A 14,157-nucleotide genomic window follows, 5' to 3' on the forward strand; every position below is an offset into this window, starting at 1 on the left:
GCAGTTCCCCGCGCCCCTGGGTAGGCCGACGGGCCCCTGGGTCACAAGTGATCCAGGGGCCCGTCGTAAGCCATCCAGCTGCTACCGGAGCGATCAGGCCTCGGGGGCCTTCTCCTCGGCCTCGGCGGCGGCCGGGGTCTCCTCGGTGGCCTCGGCGGAGGCCTCCGTGGTCTCCTCCTCGTCGTCGTCCAGGTCGACGATCTCGCCGTTGGTGTCCTTCACCGTGGAGGACTCGACGACCAGGGCCAGGGCCTTGCCGCGGGCGACCTCGCCGACGAGCAGCTGCACCTGGTTGTTCTGGACGACGGCCTGGGCGAACTGGTCCGGGGACATGCCGGAGGAGGCCGCGCGGCGCATGAGGTGCTCGGTGAGCTCCTCCTGGTTGACGTTCAGCTTCTCCTTGGAGACCAGCTCGTCGAGGACGAACTGGGTCTTGATGCCCTTGACGGCCGCTTCCTTGGTCTCGGTGTCGAACTCCTCGACCGTCTTGCCCTGGATCTCCAGGTACTTCTCCAGGTCAAGGCCCATCTGGCCGAGCTGGTGGTGCTCCAGGTTGTGCTTGCGGGTGTTGATCTCGTCCTCGAGGAGCTTCTCGGGGACGGGCACCTCGACGAGCTCCAGCAGCTTCTCCAGGACGCGCTCCTGGGCCTGCGTGGCCTGGTCGTACTGCTTCATGTTCTCCAGGCGCTTGCGGCTGTCCGCCCGCAGCTCCTCGATGGTGTCGAACTCCGAGGCGAGCTGGGCGAACTCGTCGTCCAGGGACGGGAGTTCACGGGCGGCGACCTGGGAGACCTTGACGGTCACCTCGGCCTCCTTGCCGGCCGCCGAGCCGCCCTTCAGCTCGGAGGTGAAGGTGGCCTCGCCACCGGCCTCCAGGCCCTTCACGGCGTCGTCGATGCCGTCCAGCAGCTCGCCGGAGCCGATGGTGTAGGAGACGCCCTCGGCGACGCCGTCCTCCAGGATCTCGCCGTCGACCTTGGCCTCCAGGTCGAGCGTCACGACGTCGCCGTCCTCGGCGGCCCGCTCGACCGGGGAGGTGGAGGCGAAGCGCTCGCGCAGCTGCTCGACCGCCTTCTCGATGTCCTCTTCGGTGACCTCGACGGCGTCGACCTCGACCTCGATGCCGGAGTAGTCCGGGATCTCGATGGTCGGGCGGACGTCGACCTCGGCGGTGAAGTTCAGCGTCTCGCCGTCCTTCAGCTCCGTGATGTCGACCTCGGGCTGGCCCAGGACGTTGAGCTCGGCCTCGTTGACCGCGTCGGTGTAGAACTTCGGAAGCGCGTCGTTGACCGCCTCCTCCAGAACCGCACCGCGGCCGAACCGCTGGTCGATGACGCGGGCCGGGATCTTGCCCTTGCGGAAGCCCTTCACCGTGACCTGCTGGTTGATCTTCTTGTACGCCGCGTCGAGGCTGTCCTTGAGCTCCTCGAAGGGCACCTCGATGCTGAGCCGAACCCGGGTCGGGTTCAGGGTCTCCACGGCGCTCTTCACGGTTCGGTCTCCTTGGGGGCTGACTTCTTGGGTTTCTGCCGATGTCCCTCGCCGGGTGGGCGGGGCTTCGGCAGGATTCGCGGCCCTTGAGAGACGTCAGAGTGCAGACACACGGGCGCGCAGCTTGCATAGTAACCGCAGGCGGTACACGCCCCAAAAGGCGATCTTGCCGGTGGCGGACGCGCCCTCGGGCGCGACGGCCCGGGCGGTGGTCGGGGTGGCGGGATTTGAACCCACGGCCTTCCGCTCCCAAAGCGGACGCGCTACCAAGCTGCGCCACACCCCGTCTGGTGCGACACGTAGGGTACATGCCCGCAGGCCGTGCGGTTGCCGCATTTACCGAGTGCGCGGGCGTGTGCGACGGCGGGCGCGGGAGCGGTCACGGAGGCGGTCGAGGGGCGCGACCGGAAGGGGTGTGCGGCCGGGGCGCCCGACCCGCTACGATGCCTTCAGTGCCGCGGTCCTCCGACCTGCGGCGCGAGCTGTGCGGGCGTAGCTCAATGGTAGAGCCCTAGTCTTCCAAACTAGCTACGCGGGTTCGATTCCCGTCGCCCGCTCCATATGACTCAGGGCCAGGCCGAGGATCACTCCTCCGTCTGGCCCTGAGTCGTTCCACGGGCAGAGCGCCGTGAGGAGAGCCATCTCACAGCGTGTGGCGCGGACGGTGTCAGAACTGGATCGAGTTGATCGTGTCCGCTATCGAGTTCAGGAAGCGTTGGATGTCGTCGGCCATGCCTGTCGAGGCGAGGAAGAAGCCGAAGAGGATGGCGACGACGGCCGGTCCGGCCTTGATCGTCCCTCCCCGCATCAGAACTACCAGGATGATCCCCAGCAAGAGCACCACTGACAGCGAAATGGCCACACAGATCACACCCTCGGTCGGTCCGCACTCCCGGCCCGGGGCGCCGACCCCACGCGCACCCCGCCAGGACCATCGTGCCACCAACCAGGCCGTCCTATGCAGCGGGTGAGACAACGTCGGCCACGGCACCGCACGCGCGCCACCCGCGCCCCCGGTCAACAAGGGGGCGTCGGGAGTGAATTCGCGGTGATCGTTTCCATGCACACACAACCCGGCCGCAGGTAATTCGAATTGTTGCCACAGACACACCAAGGGGTAGGCCCAGGAAGGGAATTAACCGGACATTCCACCGGAGTCGCCTGCGCATGTTATGCACCATTTAGTCGGGATGAATGCGGACAGAACGGTGCGTGTCATGTGCCTTGCGGTGTACGGACGGTGATGCTCTGCCCGATGACGACTTCACCGAATCCGGGGTACCCGGGGGTGACACGTACCCCTCAATACAGGATTCACATCGATGGTTTTACGAAATCGCACAGACAACGCTAGGGTGCCTCAGATGTTCACCGCTGCCTCGTCCCCCACTTGCGCAGCGAGTGCGCCGCTCCCGCCGGCACAGTCAGCACCGTCGCCGGCCGACGGAGTACCGAGTCCGCGCTCGCTGAAGTCCTCGTCCCCCGACCCGACGCCAAGTGGCGCCTCCCCGGAGGCCAGACCGGCCAAACAACGTGACGCGTTCTTCGACAACGCCAAGTACCTCGCCATCGTGCTCGTCGCGATGGGGCACGCGTGGGAGCCGCTGACCGACCACAGCCGCGCCGCCGAGGCGCTGTACATGTTCGTGTACACCTTCCACATGCCGGCGTTCATCATCATCTCCGGCTACTTCTCGCGCAGTTTCGACATGCGCCCCGACCGGCTGCGGCGGCTGATCACCGGTATCGCCGTGCCGTATGTGCTGTTCGAGATCGCGTACTCCTTCTTCAAGCGGTGGGGCGACGACGATCCCTCGCATCCCATCAGCCTGCTCGACCCCTGGTACCTCACCTGGTTCCTGATCGCGCTGTTCGTGTGGCGGCTGACGACCCCGCTGTGGAAGGTGGTGCGCTGGCCGATCCCGGTGGCGCTCGCCATCGCGGCGCTCGCCTCCGTCTCGCCCGACATCGGTGACGACCTGGATCTGCAACGTGTCCTGCAGTTCCTGCCGTTCTTCGTCGTCGGTCTCTTCATGAAGCCCGCGCACTTCCAGTTCATGCGGCGCCGTGAGGTGCGGATCCTGTCCGTCCCGGTCGCGGCGGGCGCGCTGGCGCTGGCGTACTGGCTGGGTCCGGACATGAACTCGGCGTGGTTCTACCACCGGGACAGCGCCCAGGAGCTGGGTGCGCCGTGGTGGGCCGGGATCGTGATGACCTTCGCCCTGTTCGGCTGCTCCATGGTGCTCACCACCTGCTTCTTCGCCTGGGTGCCGCGGCGGAAGATGTGGTTCACCGTGCTGGGCGCGGGCACGCTGTACGGCTACCTGCTGCACGGGTTCCTGGCCAAGGGCTCGCGGTTCTGGGACTGGTACGACGCGAACGCGTGGGTGTACCAGCCGGTCGGCGCGCTGTTCGTGACGTTCCTCGCGGCGGCGGTGATCACGCTGCTGTGCACGCCTCCGGTGCAGCGGATGTTCCGGTTCGCGATGGAGCCGAGGATGGAGTGGGCGTTCAAGCGGGACGCGGCCGAACTGGCCCGTGAGCGCGGGAAAGTCGGCGCCAAGGCCTAGGCGGCACGCGGTAGGCGGTAGGCGGTCCGTCCGCTCAGTTCTGGTTGTTCGGGGCCTCCTCGGCCGTCGGTTCGTCCGGCAGGCCGAGGAGGTTTCGCATGTGGGCGTACTTGTGGGTGAGGCGGGTGCGGGTGGGGGCGTCCAGGACGGCGAGACGGGTGGGGTCGGCGTTGTGGGCGAGGTCGGACTGTTTGACCAGGAGGGCGCCGGGGGTGGCGAGGATGCGGGCGGCGTAGGTCTCCGGGGGTTCGCCTGGGCGTTTGGTGAGGGCTCGGACCACGGCCTTCGTGCGGGGGGTGAGGGGGGCCTCTGTCAGCCATGCGTCGGTGAGGGCGTTGTCCTCGATGGCGTCGTGGAGCCAGGCCGCGGCGATCTGGTCCTCGTCGCCGCCCCTTGCCCGGACGCCGGCCGCCACGGCCTGGAGGTGTTCGGTGTAGGGGCGGCCGGCCTTGTCCGTCTGGGTGGCGTGGGCGGTTCTCGCGAGGGTCTCCACCTCGGGGAGGGAGAGGGGGGTCGGGGGCATCCTCATCCTGGTCGGGCTCCTGTGTGTGGTGGGTTGCGGTAGTTGTTGTCGCCCCCGCCGCCCCTACCCATCCCGTCCTCAAGGGGCTGTGCCCCTTTGACCCCCTTGGGCGTCTTATGGGGTGGGGGGGGTGGAGTCGTTGGCGGGTGCGGGTGTGTGGGGCTTCTCGCGCCGTTCCCCGCGCCCCTATAGGGCGTGGGGTGCTCACCTTGTGGCTGTGGGGCCTTCTCGGCAGATGAGGAGGAGGGCTCGGTCGTCGTTGACGTCTTTGGCCACGGCTTCGATGAGGTGCCAGGCGGCGCCGTGGAAGCCGCCGGCGACGTAGCGGTCGGCCTCGCCGGTGAGGCGGTCGATGCCTTCGACGATGTCGCGGTCGGAGGTCTCGACGAGGCCGTCGGTGAACAGCATCAGGACGTCGCCGGGGCGCAGGGAGCCCTTGACGGGGTCGAACTGGGCGCCGTCGTAGACCCCGAGGAGGGGGCCCTCGGCGGCCTTCTCCTCCCAGCGGCCGGTGCCGGCGCTGAGCTGGAGGCCCGGCGGGTGGCCGGCGGAGAAGAGTTCGTAGTCGCCGGAGTCGAGGTCGAGGACGAGGTGGATGGAGGTCGCGAAGCCCTCGTCCCAGTCCTGGCGCAGGAGATAGCCGTTGGCGGCCGGGAGGAAGGCGTGGGGCGGGAGCGAGCCCAGCAGGCCGCCGAAGGCGCCGGAGAGGAGCAGTGCCCGGGAGCCGGCGTCCATGCCCTTGCCGGAGACGTCGGTGAGGACGACTTCGAGGGTGCGACCGCCGTTCGTACGGGCGGCCACGACGAAGTCGCCCGAGAAGGACTGGCCGCCCGCCGGGCGCAGGGCCATCTCGCGGTGCCAGCCGGCCGGCAGCTGCGGCAACTTGCTCTGGACCCTGATGCGTTCGCGCAGGTCGAAGAGCATGGTGCCGCCGCGCCGCCAGGGGACGCCGACCCGGCTGCGGAACTGGGCGATGAGCAGGCCGAAGAAGCCGCAGGCGGCGACCACGAGCACTATGCCGGGGGTGACTCTGGCCGGGCCCTCGGTGTAGGGGCCGAGTTGCACGGACTCGATGATCAGCGCGCTCGCGGCGGCGGCGTACAGGCCGAGGAGGCTCGCGGGGCGGAGCAGCAGTCCGCCCGCGACGATGGGCAGGACGAGGACGGCGGGTGAGAACCAGACCTCGTCGATCAGGGTGAGGCAGGCGATCAGCGGGATCATCAGCAGCAGTCCGACGAGGGCGATCCAGTCGGAGCCGTCCCCGCGGAAGTAGTCGACGGCGGATTTGCGCACGCCGGTGCGGGCCCGGTGAACCAGCTTCTTCATCCGGGCCGTGAACGTATCGGCCGCCGCGCGCCGCTCTCGTCCTGCTGCCATTGTTCGGGACCTTATCCATCCGACCAGCCCCTGTGCACAGGAGGTCCTACTTGTCCCCCTTCCGAGGGCCGGTTCACGACGAATCTCACACAGATCTCACACCGGAACGCTTTCCTCTGCCCCCGTGCGCCCTCCGTGCGGCACCTGCGAAGGATCCCACGTCGAACGGCGACGCGCGGGGCAAATTCGCTCGCTCGTGGCGGAGCGCCCTGCTAGGCATGGCGTATGACCACTGAGCTGCGGGCGCTGCGCAAGGAAGACTGGACCGACTGGTACGACAACCTCCTCCGCGCCTTCGGCGGAGCCCTGGAACCGGCCGAGGAACGGGAGTTGTGGCAGGCACTGACGCCGTACGACCGCTCGATCGGGGCGTGGGACGGTGATCGGTGCGTGGGGTCGGCCGGGGCGTTCGACTTCCGGCTGACGGTGCCCGGGGGTTCCGTCGTCCCCGCGGCCGGCGTCACCATGGTCGGGGTCGCGGCCACGCACCGGCGGCGCGGGGTGCTGACGTCCATGATGCGGCGGCAGTTGGACGACATCCGGTCCTGGGGCGAGTCGGTGGCCGTGCTGACCGCGTCCGAGCCGGAGATCTACGGCCGGTTCGGGTACGGCCTGGCCACCCAGCGGCTGGCCGCCGACATCGACACCACCCGGGTACGGCTGTCCGTACCGCCCGGCACCGATGACGTACGGCTGCGGTACGCGGACCCCGCCGAGGTGCTCGACGTGTGCGAGGCGGTGTACGCGCGCCGGGTGCCGGAGCGGCCGGGGATGCTGGAGCGGCGGCCCGGCTGGGAGCGGTTGGGTCTGCTCGACACGGAGCAGCAGCGGAACGGGGCGTCGCCCCTGCAGTGCGTGGTGGCCGAGCGGCCCGGCGAGTCCGGTGCGGGCGGGGACGGGTCCGAGGTGGTCGGGTATGTGCGGTTCCGGGTCAAATCGGACTGGGGGCCGGCCGGGGCGGAGGGGGTCGTCCAGGTGGCCGCGCTGGAGGGGCTGGATCCCGCCGTACGGGCCGCGTTGTGGCGGTTCCTCTTCGACGTCGATCTGACGCGCCGCGTCGTCGCTTCCCGGCTGCCGGTCGACGATCCGGTGCTGCATCTGGTGTCGGACACGCGGCGGTGCGGGCTGCAGCTGAAGGACGACCTGTATCTGCGGCTCGTGGACGTCGGGGCCGCGCTCCGGGCGCGGACGTATCAGGCGCCGCTGGACGTGGTGTTCGAGGTCGAGGACGCCTTCTGCCCCTGGAACGAGGGGCGTTGGCGGCTCACCGGCGACGCCAAGGGCGCGACCTGCGAGCGGACCGCCGACGCCGCCGATCTCTCCCTCTCCGTACGGGAGTTGGGGTCGGCCTATCTGGGCGGGGTGAGTCTGTCCTCGCTGGCGGGGGCCGGGCGGGTGCGGGAGTTGCGGGAAGGGGCGCTCGCGGAGGCGTCCCTGGGGTTCCAGTCCGGCGTCGCGCCCTTGCTGCCGCACGGGTTCTAGCGCGCAGGGCCGCGCCGGTTCACCTCTGCTGGCAGGTGGGGCACCAGAAGAGGTTGCGGGCGGCGAGGTCGGCGGTGCGGATCTCGTCGCCGCAGCTGTGGCAGGGCAGGGCGGCCCTGCGGTACACGTACACCTCGCCGCCGTGGTCGTCGACGCGGGGCGGGCGGCCCATGGCCTCCGGGAGGTGTTCCGGGCGGACGGTGTCGATGCGGTTGTGGCGGACTCCCTCGCGCATCAGGGCGACGAGGTCGGTCCAGATCGCGTCCCACTCCGCCGGGGTGATGTCCCTGCCCGCGCGGTACGGGTCGATGCCGTGCCGGAAGAGGACCTCCGCGCGGTAGACGTTGCCGACGCCCGCGATCACCTTCTGGTCCAGGAGGAGTGCGGCGATCGTCGTACGGCTGCGGCTGACGCGTGCGTACGCGCGGGCCGGGTCGTCGTCGGGGCGCAGCGGGTCCGGGCCGAGGCGGGCGTGCACGGCCTGCTTCTCGGCGTCCGTGATCAGGGCGCAGGTGGTGGGGCCGCGGAGGTCCATGTACGAGGTGGCGCCGCGCAGCCGCAGGCGGACGGTGTCCGTGGGCGGGGGCGCGGGGGCCGGGCCGAAGGTGACCTTGCCGAAGAGGCCGAGGTGGATGTGGACCCGTTCCTCGGCGTCCGGGTCGCCGAAGTGCAGGAACAGGTGCTTGCCGTGGGCCTCGGCGGTGTGGAGGGGGGTGCCGGTGAGGAGGGCGGCGGCGTCGGCGAACTTGCCCTGGGGGCTGGTGACGTGGATGCCCCGGCCGTCGTCGCCTTCGCCTTCGCCTTCGGTCCGGCCGCCGAAGCGGGTGCGGATGTCTTCGGCGAGGCGGTGGATGGTGTGCCCCTCCGGCACGGGGGCCTCCGGCGGTTCGGCAGGGTGGGTGGGGGGTGGTTCGGGGTGCGTTGTCGGGTGCGGGTTCGGTGGGGGTTGCTCGCGCAGTTCCCCGCGCCCCTGAAGAGCGGGGGCTGCGCCCCCTGCTCTTCAGGCCCGCGCGGCTACGGCTGGGGGTGGTGGGCCGGGATCGGGGGCAGGTCGCCCGTCGTCTCGTAGGACGCCAGCATGTCGATGCGGCGGATGTGGCGCTCGTCGCCGGAGAACGGGGTGTTGAGGAAGGTCTCGACGAACTTGGTCGCGTCCTCCTCGGAGTGCATCCGGGCGCCGACGGCGACGACGTTCGCGTTGTTGTGCTCGCGGCCCAGCGCGGCCGTCTCGGCGCTCCAGGCGAGGGCGGCGCGGACGCCGGCGACCTTGTTCGCGGCGATCTGCTCGCCGTTGCCGGAGCCGCCGATGACGACGCCGAGGGACCCGGGGTCCGCGGCCGTACGCTCCGCCGCGCGGAGGCAGAACGGCGGGTAGTCGTCCTGGGCGTCGTAGATGTGGGGCCCGCAGTCGACGGGCTCGTGGCCGGCGGCCTTCAGCCACTCCACGAGGTGGTTCTTGAGTTCGTATCCGGCGTGATCCGAGCCGAGGTAGACGCGCATGGTCCGAGTGTGACACGCGTGTTTCGGCGGGGCACGACGGGGTGTGGAGACGCAGAAACGTGAGGTACGCCACCGAACCTCAAGTAAACCTCAAGTAACGATCCGGATTCAAAGGTTCAGGATTCCTTTCACCTCCGATTCACTGGACCGATCTTTACATCGGCCCACTTGGACCCCGGCTGTCGACTCTCGTTTCCCGCTCTTACGAGAGTCGATCGGGCGGTCGCTGGGCAGACGCACGGAAGTCCCCACAACGGCGCAAAGGAAACCTCCCCCCATGACCTCGCAGCCGACACTGCCGTCCCAGGCAGACTCGCAAGGCTCCTCCTCTCCCCCTTCCCCCGGTCTGCACGCCGGTCTCAAGAACCGTCATCTGTCGATGATCGCGATCGGCGGTGTGATCGGGGCCGGTCTGTTCGTCGGGTCGAGCTCCGGCATCGCCACCGCCGGCCCCGGCATCCTCCTGTCGTACGCGCTCGTCGGCACGATGGTGGTGCTGGTGATGCGGATGCTCGGTGAGATGTCCGCGGCCAACCCGACCTCGGGGTCGTTCTCGGCCCACGCCGACCGCGCGCTCGGGCGCTGGGCCGGGTTCTCGATCGGCTGGCTGTACTGGTTCTTCTGGGTCGTCGTGCTCGCGGTCGAGGCGACCGCGGGCGCGGTGATCCTGGAGGGCTGGATCCCGGCCGTACCGCAGTGGGGCTGGGCCCTGATCGTGATGGTCGTGCTGACCGCCACGAACCTGGTGTCGGTCGGCTCCTACGGTGAGTTCGAGTTCTGGTTCGCCGGGATCAAGGTCGTCGCGATCGCCGCGTTCATCGTGGTGGGCGGGCTGGCCGTGTTCGGGGTGCTGCCGGGGGCGAGCACCGAGAAGGCCGGGCTGGCGAATCTGACGGACCACGGCGGGTTCCTGCCCAACGGGGCCGGCGCGATCCTCATCGGTGTGCTGCTGGTCGTCTTCTCCTTCATGGGCAGCGAGATCGCCACGCTGGCCGCCGGCGAGACGGAGAACCCGCAGAAGGCCGTCACCAAGTCCACCAACAGCATCATCTGGCGGATCGGCGTCTTCTACCTCGGCTCGATCTTCGTCGTGGTCACGCTGCTGCCGTGGAACGACCCGTCGATCAAGGAGAAGGGCTCCTACGTCGCCGCCCTGGACTCCCTCGGGATCGCGCACGCCGGGCAGATCATGAACTTCATCGTGCTGACGTCGGTGCTGTCCTGCCTCAACTCCGGTCTGTACACCGCGTCCCGGATGGCGTTCTCGCTGGGCACGCGCGGGGACGCGCCGCGCGCGTTCGGCCGGACGAACGGGCGGGGTGTGCCGATGGCCGCGATCCTCTCCTCGGTCGTCTTCGGCTTCGTCGCCGTCATCTTCAACTACTTCTTCCCCGAGGGTGTCTTCCTCTTCCTGGTCAACTCCTCCGGTGCGGTCGCCCTGTTCGTGTGGCTCGTCATCTGCTTCTCGCAGCTGCGCATGCGGCGGATCATCGAGCGGGAGACGCCGGAGAAGCTCGTCGTGAAGATGTGGCTGTACCCGTATCTGACGTGGGCCACCATCGGGCTGATCCTCTTCGTCCTCGGCTACATGCTCACCGACACCGAGCACGGCAACCGCGAGATCCTGCTGCTGTCGCTGCTGGTCGCGGGGGTCGTCGTCGGTATCGCGCTGGTGAAGGAGCGGATCGGCGGCGGCGGGAAGAGCCCCGCCGCGGCCGAGGTGTCCGACGAGTCGGACCGGGTCACAGGGGCGTGAAGGTCTTCTCGACCTTCTCGTAGACCGGCAGGGCCCGGTCCTCGATGCCGGGGTGGTACCAGGTGGTGAGCTGATAGGACTTGCCGCCGGTGTCGAAGCCCAGGGAGCGGACGTGCCAGGGCAGTTCCTGGGCCGTGACGGTGTACTCCCACACCACGGCCGGCCTGCCCCGGAACTCCGTCTCCTCCAGGCGGATGCGGCTGTACCCCGGCCCCTGCGCGGTGCTCTCCTCCTTCTTCCGCCACTGCTCCAGCAGGTCGCCGCGCGCGAGGGAGGCCTTGCCGACGATCTCCTGCCGCCCGTCGGGCGAGGTGTAGTGCACCTCGGCGCCGGCGTGCACCTCGCGCGAGAAGCCGTCCGGCGGGACCCAGGCGAACACCCCGGCCTCCGTGCGGGCGCCGGGCGGCAGTTCGGGCGGTCGGGAGGTGCCGGCGACGGTGGGGGTCGGGGAGGCGGAGGGGGGCGCGGAGACCGCCCGGTCGTCCTTGCCGCCCCTGCCGTCCCTGCCGTTCCCGCCGTCCTTGTCGCCGGGTGAGCCGTTCATCGCCGGTACGACCACGGCGGCGACGGCGGCGGTCACCGCCACGGCGGCGGTCGCGACGAGGCCGGCACGGCGGGCGGACCTCCTACGGCCGGCCGGCGCGGGCGGGCCCGGGAGTTCACCCGGCGGCCCGGGGTCGGGACCGGGACCGGGGGCGGGGGCCGGAGCGGGAGCAGGGGTCCGTGGTGCGGGGCTCAGGTGGGTGGTGGCTCGGTCGGGGCGCGCGGACGAGGTGTGCCGCTGCTCGGGAGGCGGGGGCTGCTGTCGCCGCTCGGGGGCCGGGGGCTGTTGCCGCCCGGGCTTCGCCTGCGGTTCGGGGTCCGGCTGGTCGCGCACCGTCGGGGTCGGTCGTACGGGCCCTGCTGCGGGGGTGGGCGCGGGAGCCGGGCCGGGCTCCGATGGTGGCTCCAGCGGGGTCGGGGCGTCCGGTGGGGTGACCTCGTCCGGTGGGGTCGATCGTGGGCCGCCCGCGGCGAGGGCGCGCAGTGCCTCGGCGAGGTCGGGGAGGGCCGGGCGGGACTCGGGGTGCTTCTTCAGGAGGGCGGCGAGGATGTCGTGGAGGGCGCCCGCCGCGGCGGGCAGTTCGGGCTCCTCGTAGAGGACCGCGTGGAGGGTGGCGAGGGTGGTCGCGCGGGAGAACGGGGAACGACCGCCGAGGGCGGCGCAGAGCGTGGCGCCGAGGGACCACAGGTCGGAGGGCGGGCCCTGGGGGCGGCCGGAGACCCGCTCGGGGGCCATGTAGTCGGGGGAGCCGACGAGCATGCCGGCCATGGTGAGGGCCTCGGCGTTCTGGATGGCGGCGATGCCGAAGTCGGTGAGCACGGCCCGGTGGCCGCCCGTGCGCCTGATGAGGACGTTGGCCGGTTTGATGTCGCGGTGCAGGACGCCCTGCGCGTGCACCTGGCCCAGCGCGTCGACGAGTTCGAGGCCGATACGGGCCGTGTCGCGTACGTCGAGGGGGCCGTCCTCCGCCAGCAGGCGTTCCAGGGAGCGGCCGTCGACCAGTTCCATGACGATCCAGAGCCGTTCGCCCGCGTCGACCACGTCGTAGACGCGGACCACGTTGGGGTGGTCGATACGGGCCGTGGCCCTGGCCTCCCGCAGAGTCCGCTCGCGCCGGGTGAGGCTGTCCTCCGGGTCGAGGCCGTCGATCCGCATCTCCTTGACCGCGACCTGCCGGTCGAGCATGTCGTCGGTGGCCCGCCAGACCCGGCCCATTCCGCCCTGGCCGATGCTCTCGACCAGTCGATAACGGCCGCTCACGATAAAACCCGGAACACCGCCCCGCGTTATTTCCGGCACCCCCATGCCCCCCTTCGACAACCCTTCCGCGACCCTTCCACAACCGACCGCAGACGCCACAGAAGAATCAATTGGTCGCGCATTGGTCACACTTCGTGCCGCACCAGCATAGTGCGGAGAAATCTTGTGGTACCTCTTCATAGGCCGTGAATTCAGGCACGGCCCAGGGGGACGCAAGGGGGATGGAACATGAGTTCTCATCGTAGGGCTGCCATAGCCGGATCTCTGCTCACCGCGTCGTTCACGTCGGTGATGATCCTCGGCTTCACGGCCTCGGCGGACGACGAGGGGGGATTGAGCGGTCACGGCGGCAAGACCATGGACGCGGCACCGGCGGACGTGAAGCTCTCGACGCTGCTGTCCAAGAAGATCGAAGTCGACAACAAGTCCGGGGAAACGGATATCACCGGCGTCGTGAAGAACGAGGGCGGCAAGGCGAGCGGGAAAATCCGAATGCTCGTGGTCGGTTTCGACGGTATGACGGTCAAGAACGTGAAGGGTTGTTCGGCAATTCCGGAGGGAGATCTTCCCGACGGCGCGAACAGCGGTTTCGCGTGCGCGATCGACGATCTGGCGGCCGGAAAGTCGAAGACCTATGCGATCGACGCCACGTTCGATCTGAGCAAGAAGGGCGACATCTGTCTGCCCGTGCAGAACGCCGACGGCTCCAAGACGTACTGGCAGCAGGGACCGGTGCCGTTCGGCACGACCAACCAGGCACCCAACGAGCCCGCCACGCCGCTGCTCCTCGGCACCGACAACAGCCCGGTCACGCCCGGCGGTGGCGGTGACGGCGGCAGCGGTGGCGGCAACGGCGGTGGGAAGGGTGACGCGCCGGACGAGCTGCCGCAGACCGGTCCCGCCGATCGTCTGCTGCCGCTGGGCGCGACCGGCGCCGCGCTCGTCTCGGCGGGCACGGCGGGCCTGTGGTGGAACCGGCGGCGGGCCAGGCACGAGGCCTGACCCGCCGACCGGGAGGGACCCCGGGAAGGAAACCGGTAAGCGCTGAACGGCGCTACTTGTTCAGCAGCTTCCAGGCCGTCGGCAGCAGCCCCATGGCCAGGGCGACCTTGAGGGCGTCGCCGATCAGGAAGGGGGTGAGGCCGGCGGCCACGGCGGCGGTGAGGCCGATGTGCGCGGTGGCGGCGAGGTACGGGACGCCGACGGCGTAGATGATCGCCTCGCCGACGAGCATCGTGCCCGCCATGCGCAGCGTGGAGCGGTCGCCGCCGCGACGGGCCAGGGCGCCCACGGCGGCGACGGCGAGGATCATGCCGAGGATGTAGCCGAAGGAGACGCCGACGCCGGAGGTGCCGTTCGCGAACCACGGCACACCGGCGAGACCGACCACCGCGTACAGGCCGAGCGCGGCGGCACCGCGGCCGGCGCCGAGCGTGGTGCCGACGAGCAGCGCGGCGAAGGTCTGGCCGGTGACCGGGACCGGGGAGCCCGGCACGGGTACGGCGATCTGGGCGGCGAGCCCGGTGAACGCGGCGCCGCCGACCACGAGCGCGATGTCCCGGACACGGGTGCCGGAGGCGGGGAGGAGGTCGGCGAGGACCTCGCCGGGGCGGGCTGTGGTGGCGGCGGTGCTCATGGGCGGGCTCACTCCGGC

At 70.1% G+C, this 14,157-nt stretch carries 12 protein-coding genes and 2 tRNA genes; 5 read left to right on the plus strand and 9 right to left on the minus strand.

Translation table 11 applies throughout. The annotated features are described in order from the left end of the window. Positions 1-93: 93 nt before the first annotated feature. Together tig and J8M51_RS03630 are read right to left on the minus strand one after the other, a co-directional pair. Positions 94-1,491 (minus strand): trigger factor, encoded by a 1,398-nt coding sequence (gene tig / locus J8M51_RS03625; RefSeq protein WP_086762706.1) that lies wholly within the window; start codon positions 1,489-1,491, stop codon positions 94-96. Positions 1,492-1,700: 209 nt separating this feature from the next. Next, positions 1,701-1,777: transfer RNA gene (locus tag J8M51_RS03630), tRNA-Pro, on the minus strand. Positions 1,778-1,977: 200 nt separating this feature from the next. Between J8M51_RS03630 and J8M51_RS03635 the strand changes: the two genes are divergently transcribed. Then, positions 1,978-2,051, plus strand: a tRNA-Gly gene (locus J8M51_RS03635). A 107-nt stretch (positions 2,052-2,158) separates the two neighbouring features. Here J8M51_RS03635 and J8M51_RS03640 read toward each other — a convergent pair. Continuing rightward, positions 2,159-2,353, minus strand: coding sequence for a hypothetical protein (locus J8M51_RS03640; protein ID WP_033526477.1), 195 nt, complete (start codon positions 2,351-2,353; stop codon positions 2,159-2,161). Positions 2,354-2,855: 502 nt separating this feature from the next. On the opposite strand from J8M51_RS03640, the gene J8M51_RS03645 reads away from it, so the two are divergent. After that, entirely contained in the window at positions 2,856-4,061 is a 1,206-nt protein-coding gene (locus tag J8M51_RS03645) for an acyltransferase family protein (protein WP_086762703.1), read from the plus strand. A 34-nt stretch (positions 4,062-4,095) separates the two neighbouring features. Here J8M51_RS03645 and J8M51_RS03650 read toward each other — a convergent pair whose 3' ends face one another. Together J8M51_RS03650 and J8M51_RS03655 are read right to left on the minus strand one after the other, a co-directional pair. Continuing rightward, on the minus strand, positions 4,096-4,584 hold the full coding sequence (locus tag J8M51_RS03650) for an HD domain-containing protein (RefSeq protein ID WP_267298958.1): 489 nt from the start codon (positions 4,582-4,584) through the stop codon (positions 4,096-4,098). A gap of 204 nt (positions 4,585-4,788) precedes the next feature. Then, positions 4,789-5,961 (minus strand): PP2C family protein-serine/threonine phosphatase, encoded by a 1,173-nt coding sequence (locus tag J8M51_RS03655; protein ID WP_086763040.1) that lies wholly within the window; start codon positions 5,959-5,961, stop codon positions 4,789-4,791. A gap of 225 nt (positions 5,962-6,186) precedes the next feature. Between J8M51_RS03655 and J8M51_RS03660 the strand changes: the two genes are divergently transcribed. Beyond that, positions 6,187-7,443, plus strand: a complete 1,257-nt coding sequence (locus tag J8M51_RS03660) for a GNAT family N-acetyltransferase (RefSeq protein ID WP_086763042.1) — start codon at positions 6,187-6,189, stop codon at positions 7,441-7,443. A 19-nt stretch (positions 7,444-7,462) separates the two neighbouring features. On the opposite strand, the gene J8M51_RS03665 is transcribed toward J8M51_RS03660, so the two are convergent. Further along, complete coding sequence (locus J8M51_RS03665; protein ID WP_086764303.1) at positions 7,463-8,314, minus strand: Fpg/Nei family DNA glycosylase; 852 nt, start codon at positions 8,312-8,314, stop codon at positions 7,463-7,465. Between the two features lie 143 nt (positions 8,315-8,457). Beyond that, a complete protein-coding gene (locus tag J8M51_RS03670) occupies positions 8,458-8,943 on the minus strand; it encodes a ribose-5-phosphate isomerase (RefSeq protein ID WP_086764834.1) in 486 nt (161 codons plus the stop codon). Positions 8,944-9,220: 277 nt separating this feature from the next. Here J8M51_RS03670 and J8M51_RS03675 point away from each other — a divergent pair, with 277 nt between their 5' ends. Further along, positions 9,221-10,699, plus strand: coding sequence for an amino acid permease (locus tag J8M51_RS03675; RefSeq protein ID WP_086764831.1), 1,479 nt, complete (start codon positions 9,221-9,223; stop codon positions 10,697-10,699). On the opposite strand, the gene J8M51_RS03680 is transcribed toward J8M51_RS03675, so the two are convergent. Beyond that, positions 10,686-12,458 carry a serine/threonine-protein kinase gene (locus J8M51_RS03680; protein ID WP_267299284.1) on the minus strand — a complete coding sequence of 591 codons (1,773 nt, stop codon included), beginning with the start codon at positions 12,456-12,458 and terminating at the stop codon, positions 10,686-10,688. The genes J8M51_RS03675 and J8M51_RS03680 overlap by 14 nt on opposite strands. A gap of 273 nt (positions 12,459-12,731) precedes the next feature. Between J8M51_RS03680 and J8M51_RS03685 the strand changes: the two genes are divergently transcribed. Continuing rightward, positions 12,732-13,505 (plus strand): cell wall protein, encoded by a 774-nt coding sequence (locus J8M51_RS03685; protein ID WP_086764536.1) that lies wholly within the window; start codon positions 12,732-12,734, stop codon positions 13,503-13,505. Between the two features lie 52 nt (positions 13,506-13,557). Here J8M51_RS03685 and J8M51_RS03690 read toward each other — a convergent pair whose 3' ends face one another. Next, positions 13,558-14,139 carry a biotin transporter BioY gene (locus J8M51_RS03690; protein ID WP_216591628.1) on the minus strand — a complete coding sequence of 194 codons (582 nt, stop codon included), beginning with the start codon at positions 14,137-14,139 and terminating at the stop codon, positions 13,558-13,560. Positions 14,140-14,157: the final 18 nt, after the last annotated feature.

The sequence above is a fragment of the Streptomyces griseiscabiei genome (assembly GCF_020010925.1).
Classification (GTDB): Bacteria; Actinomycetota; Actinomycetes; order Streptomycetales; family Streptomycetaceae; genus Streptomyces; species Streptomyces griseiscabiei.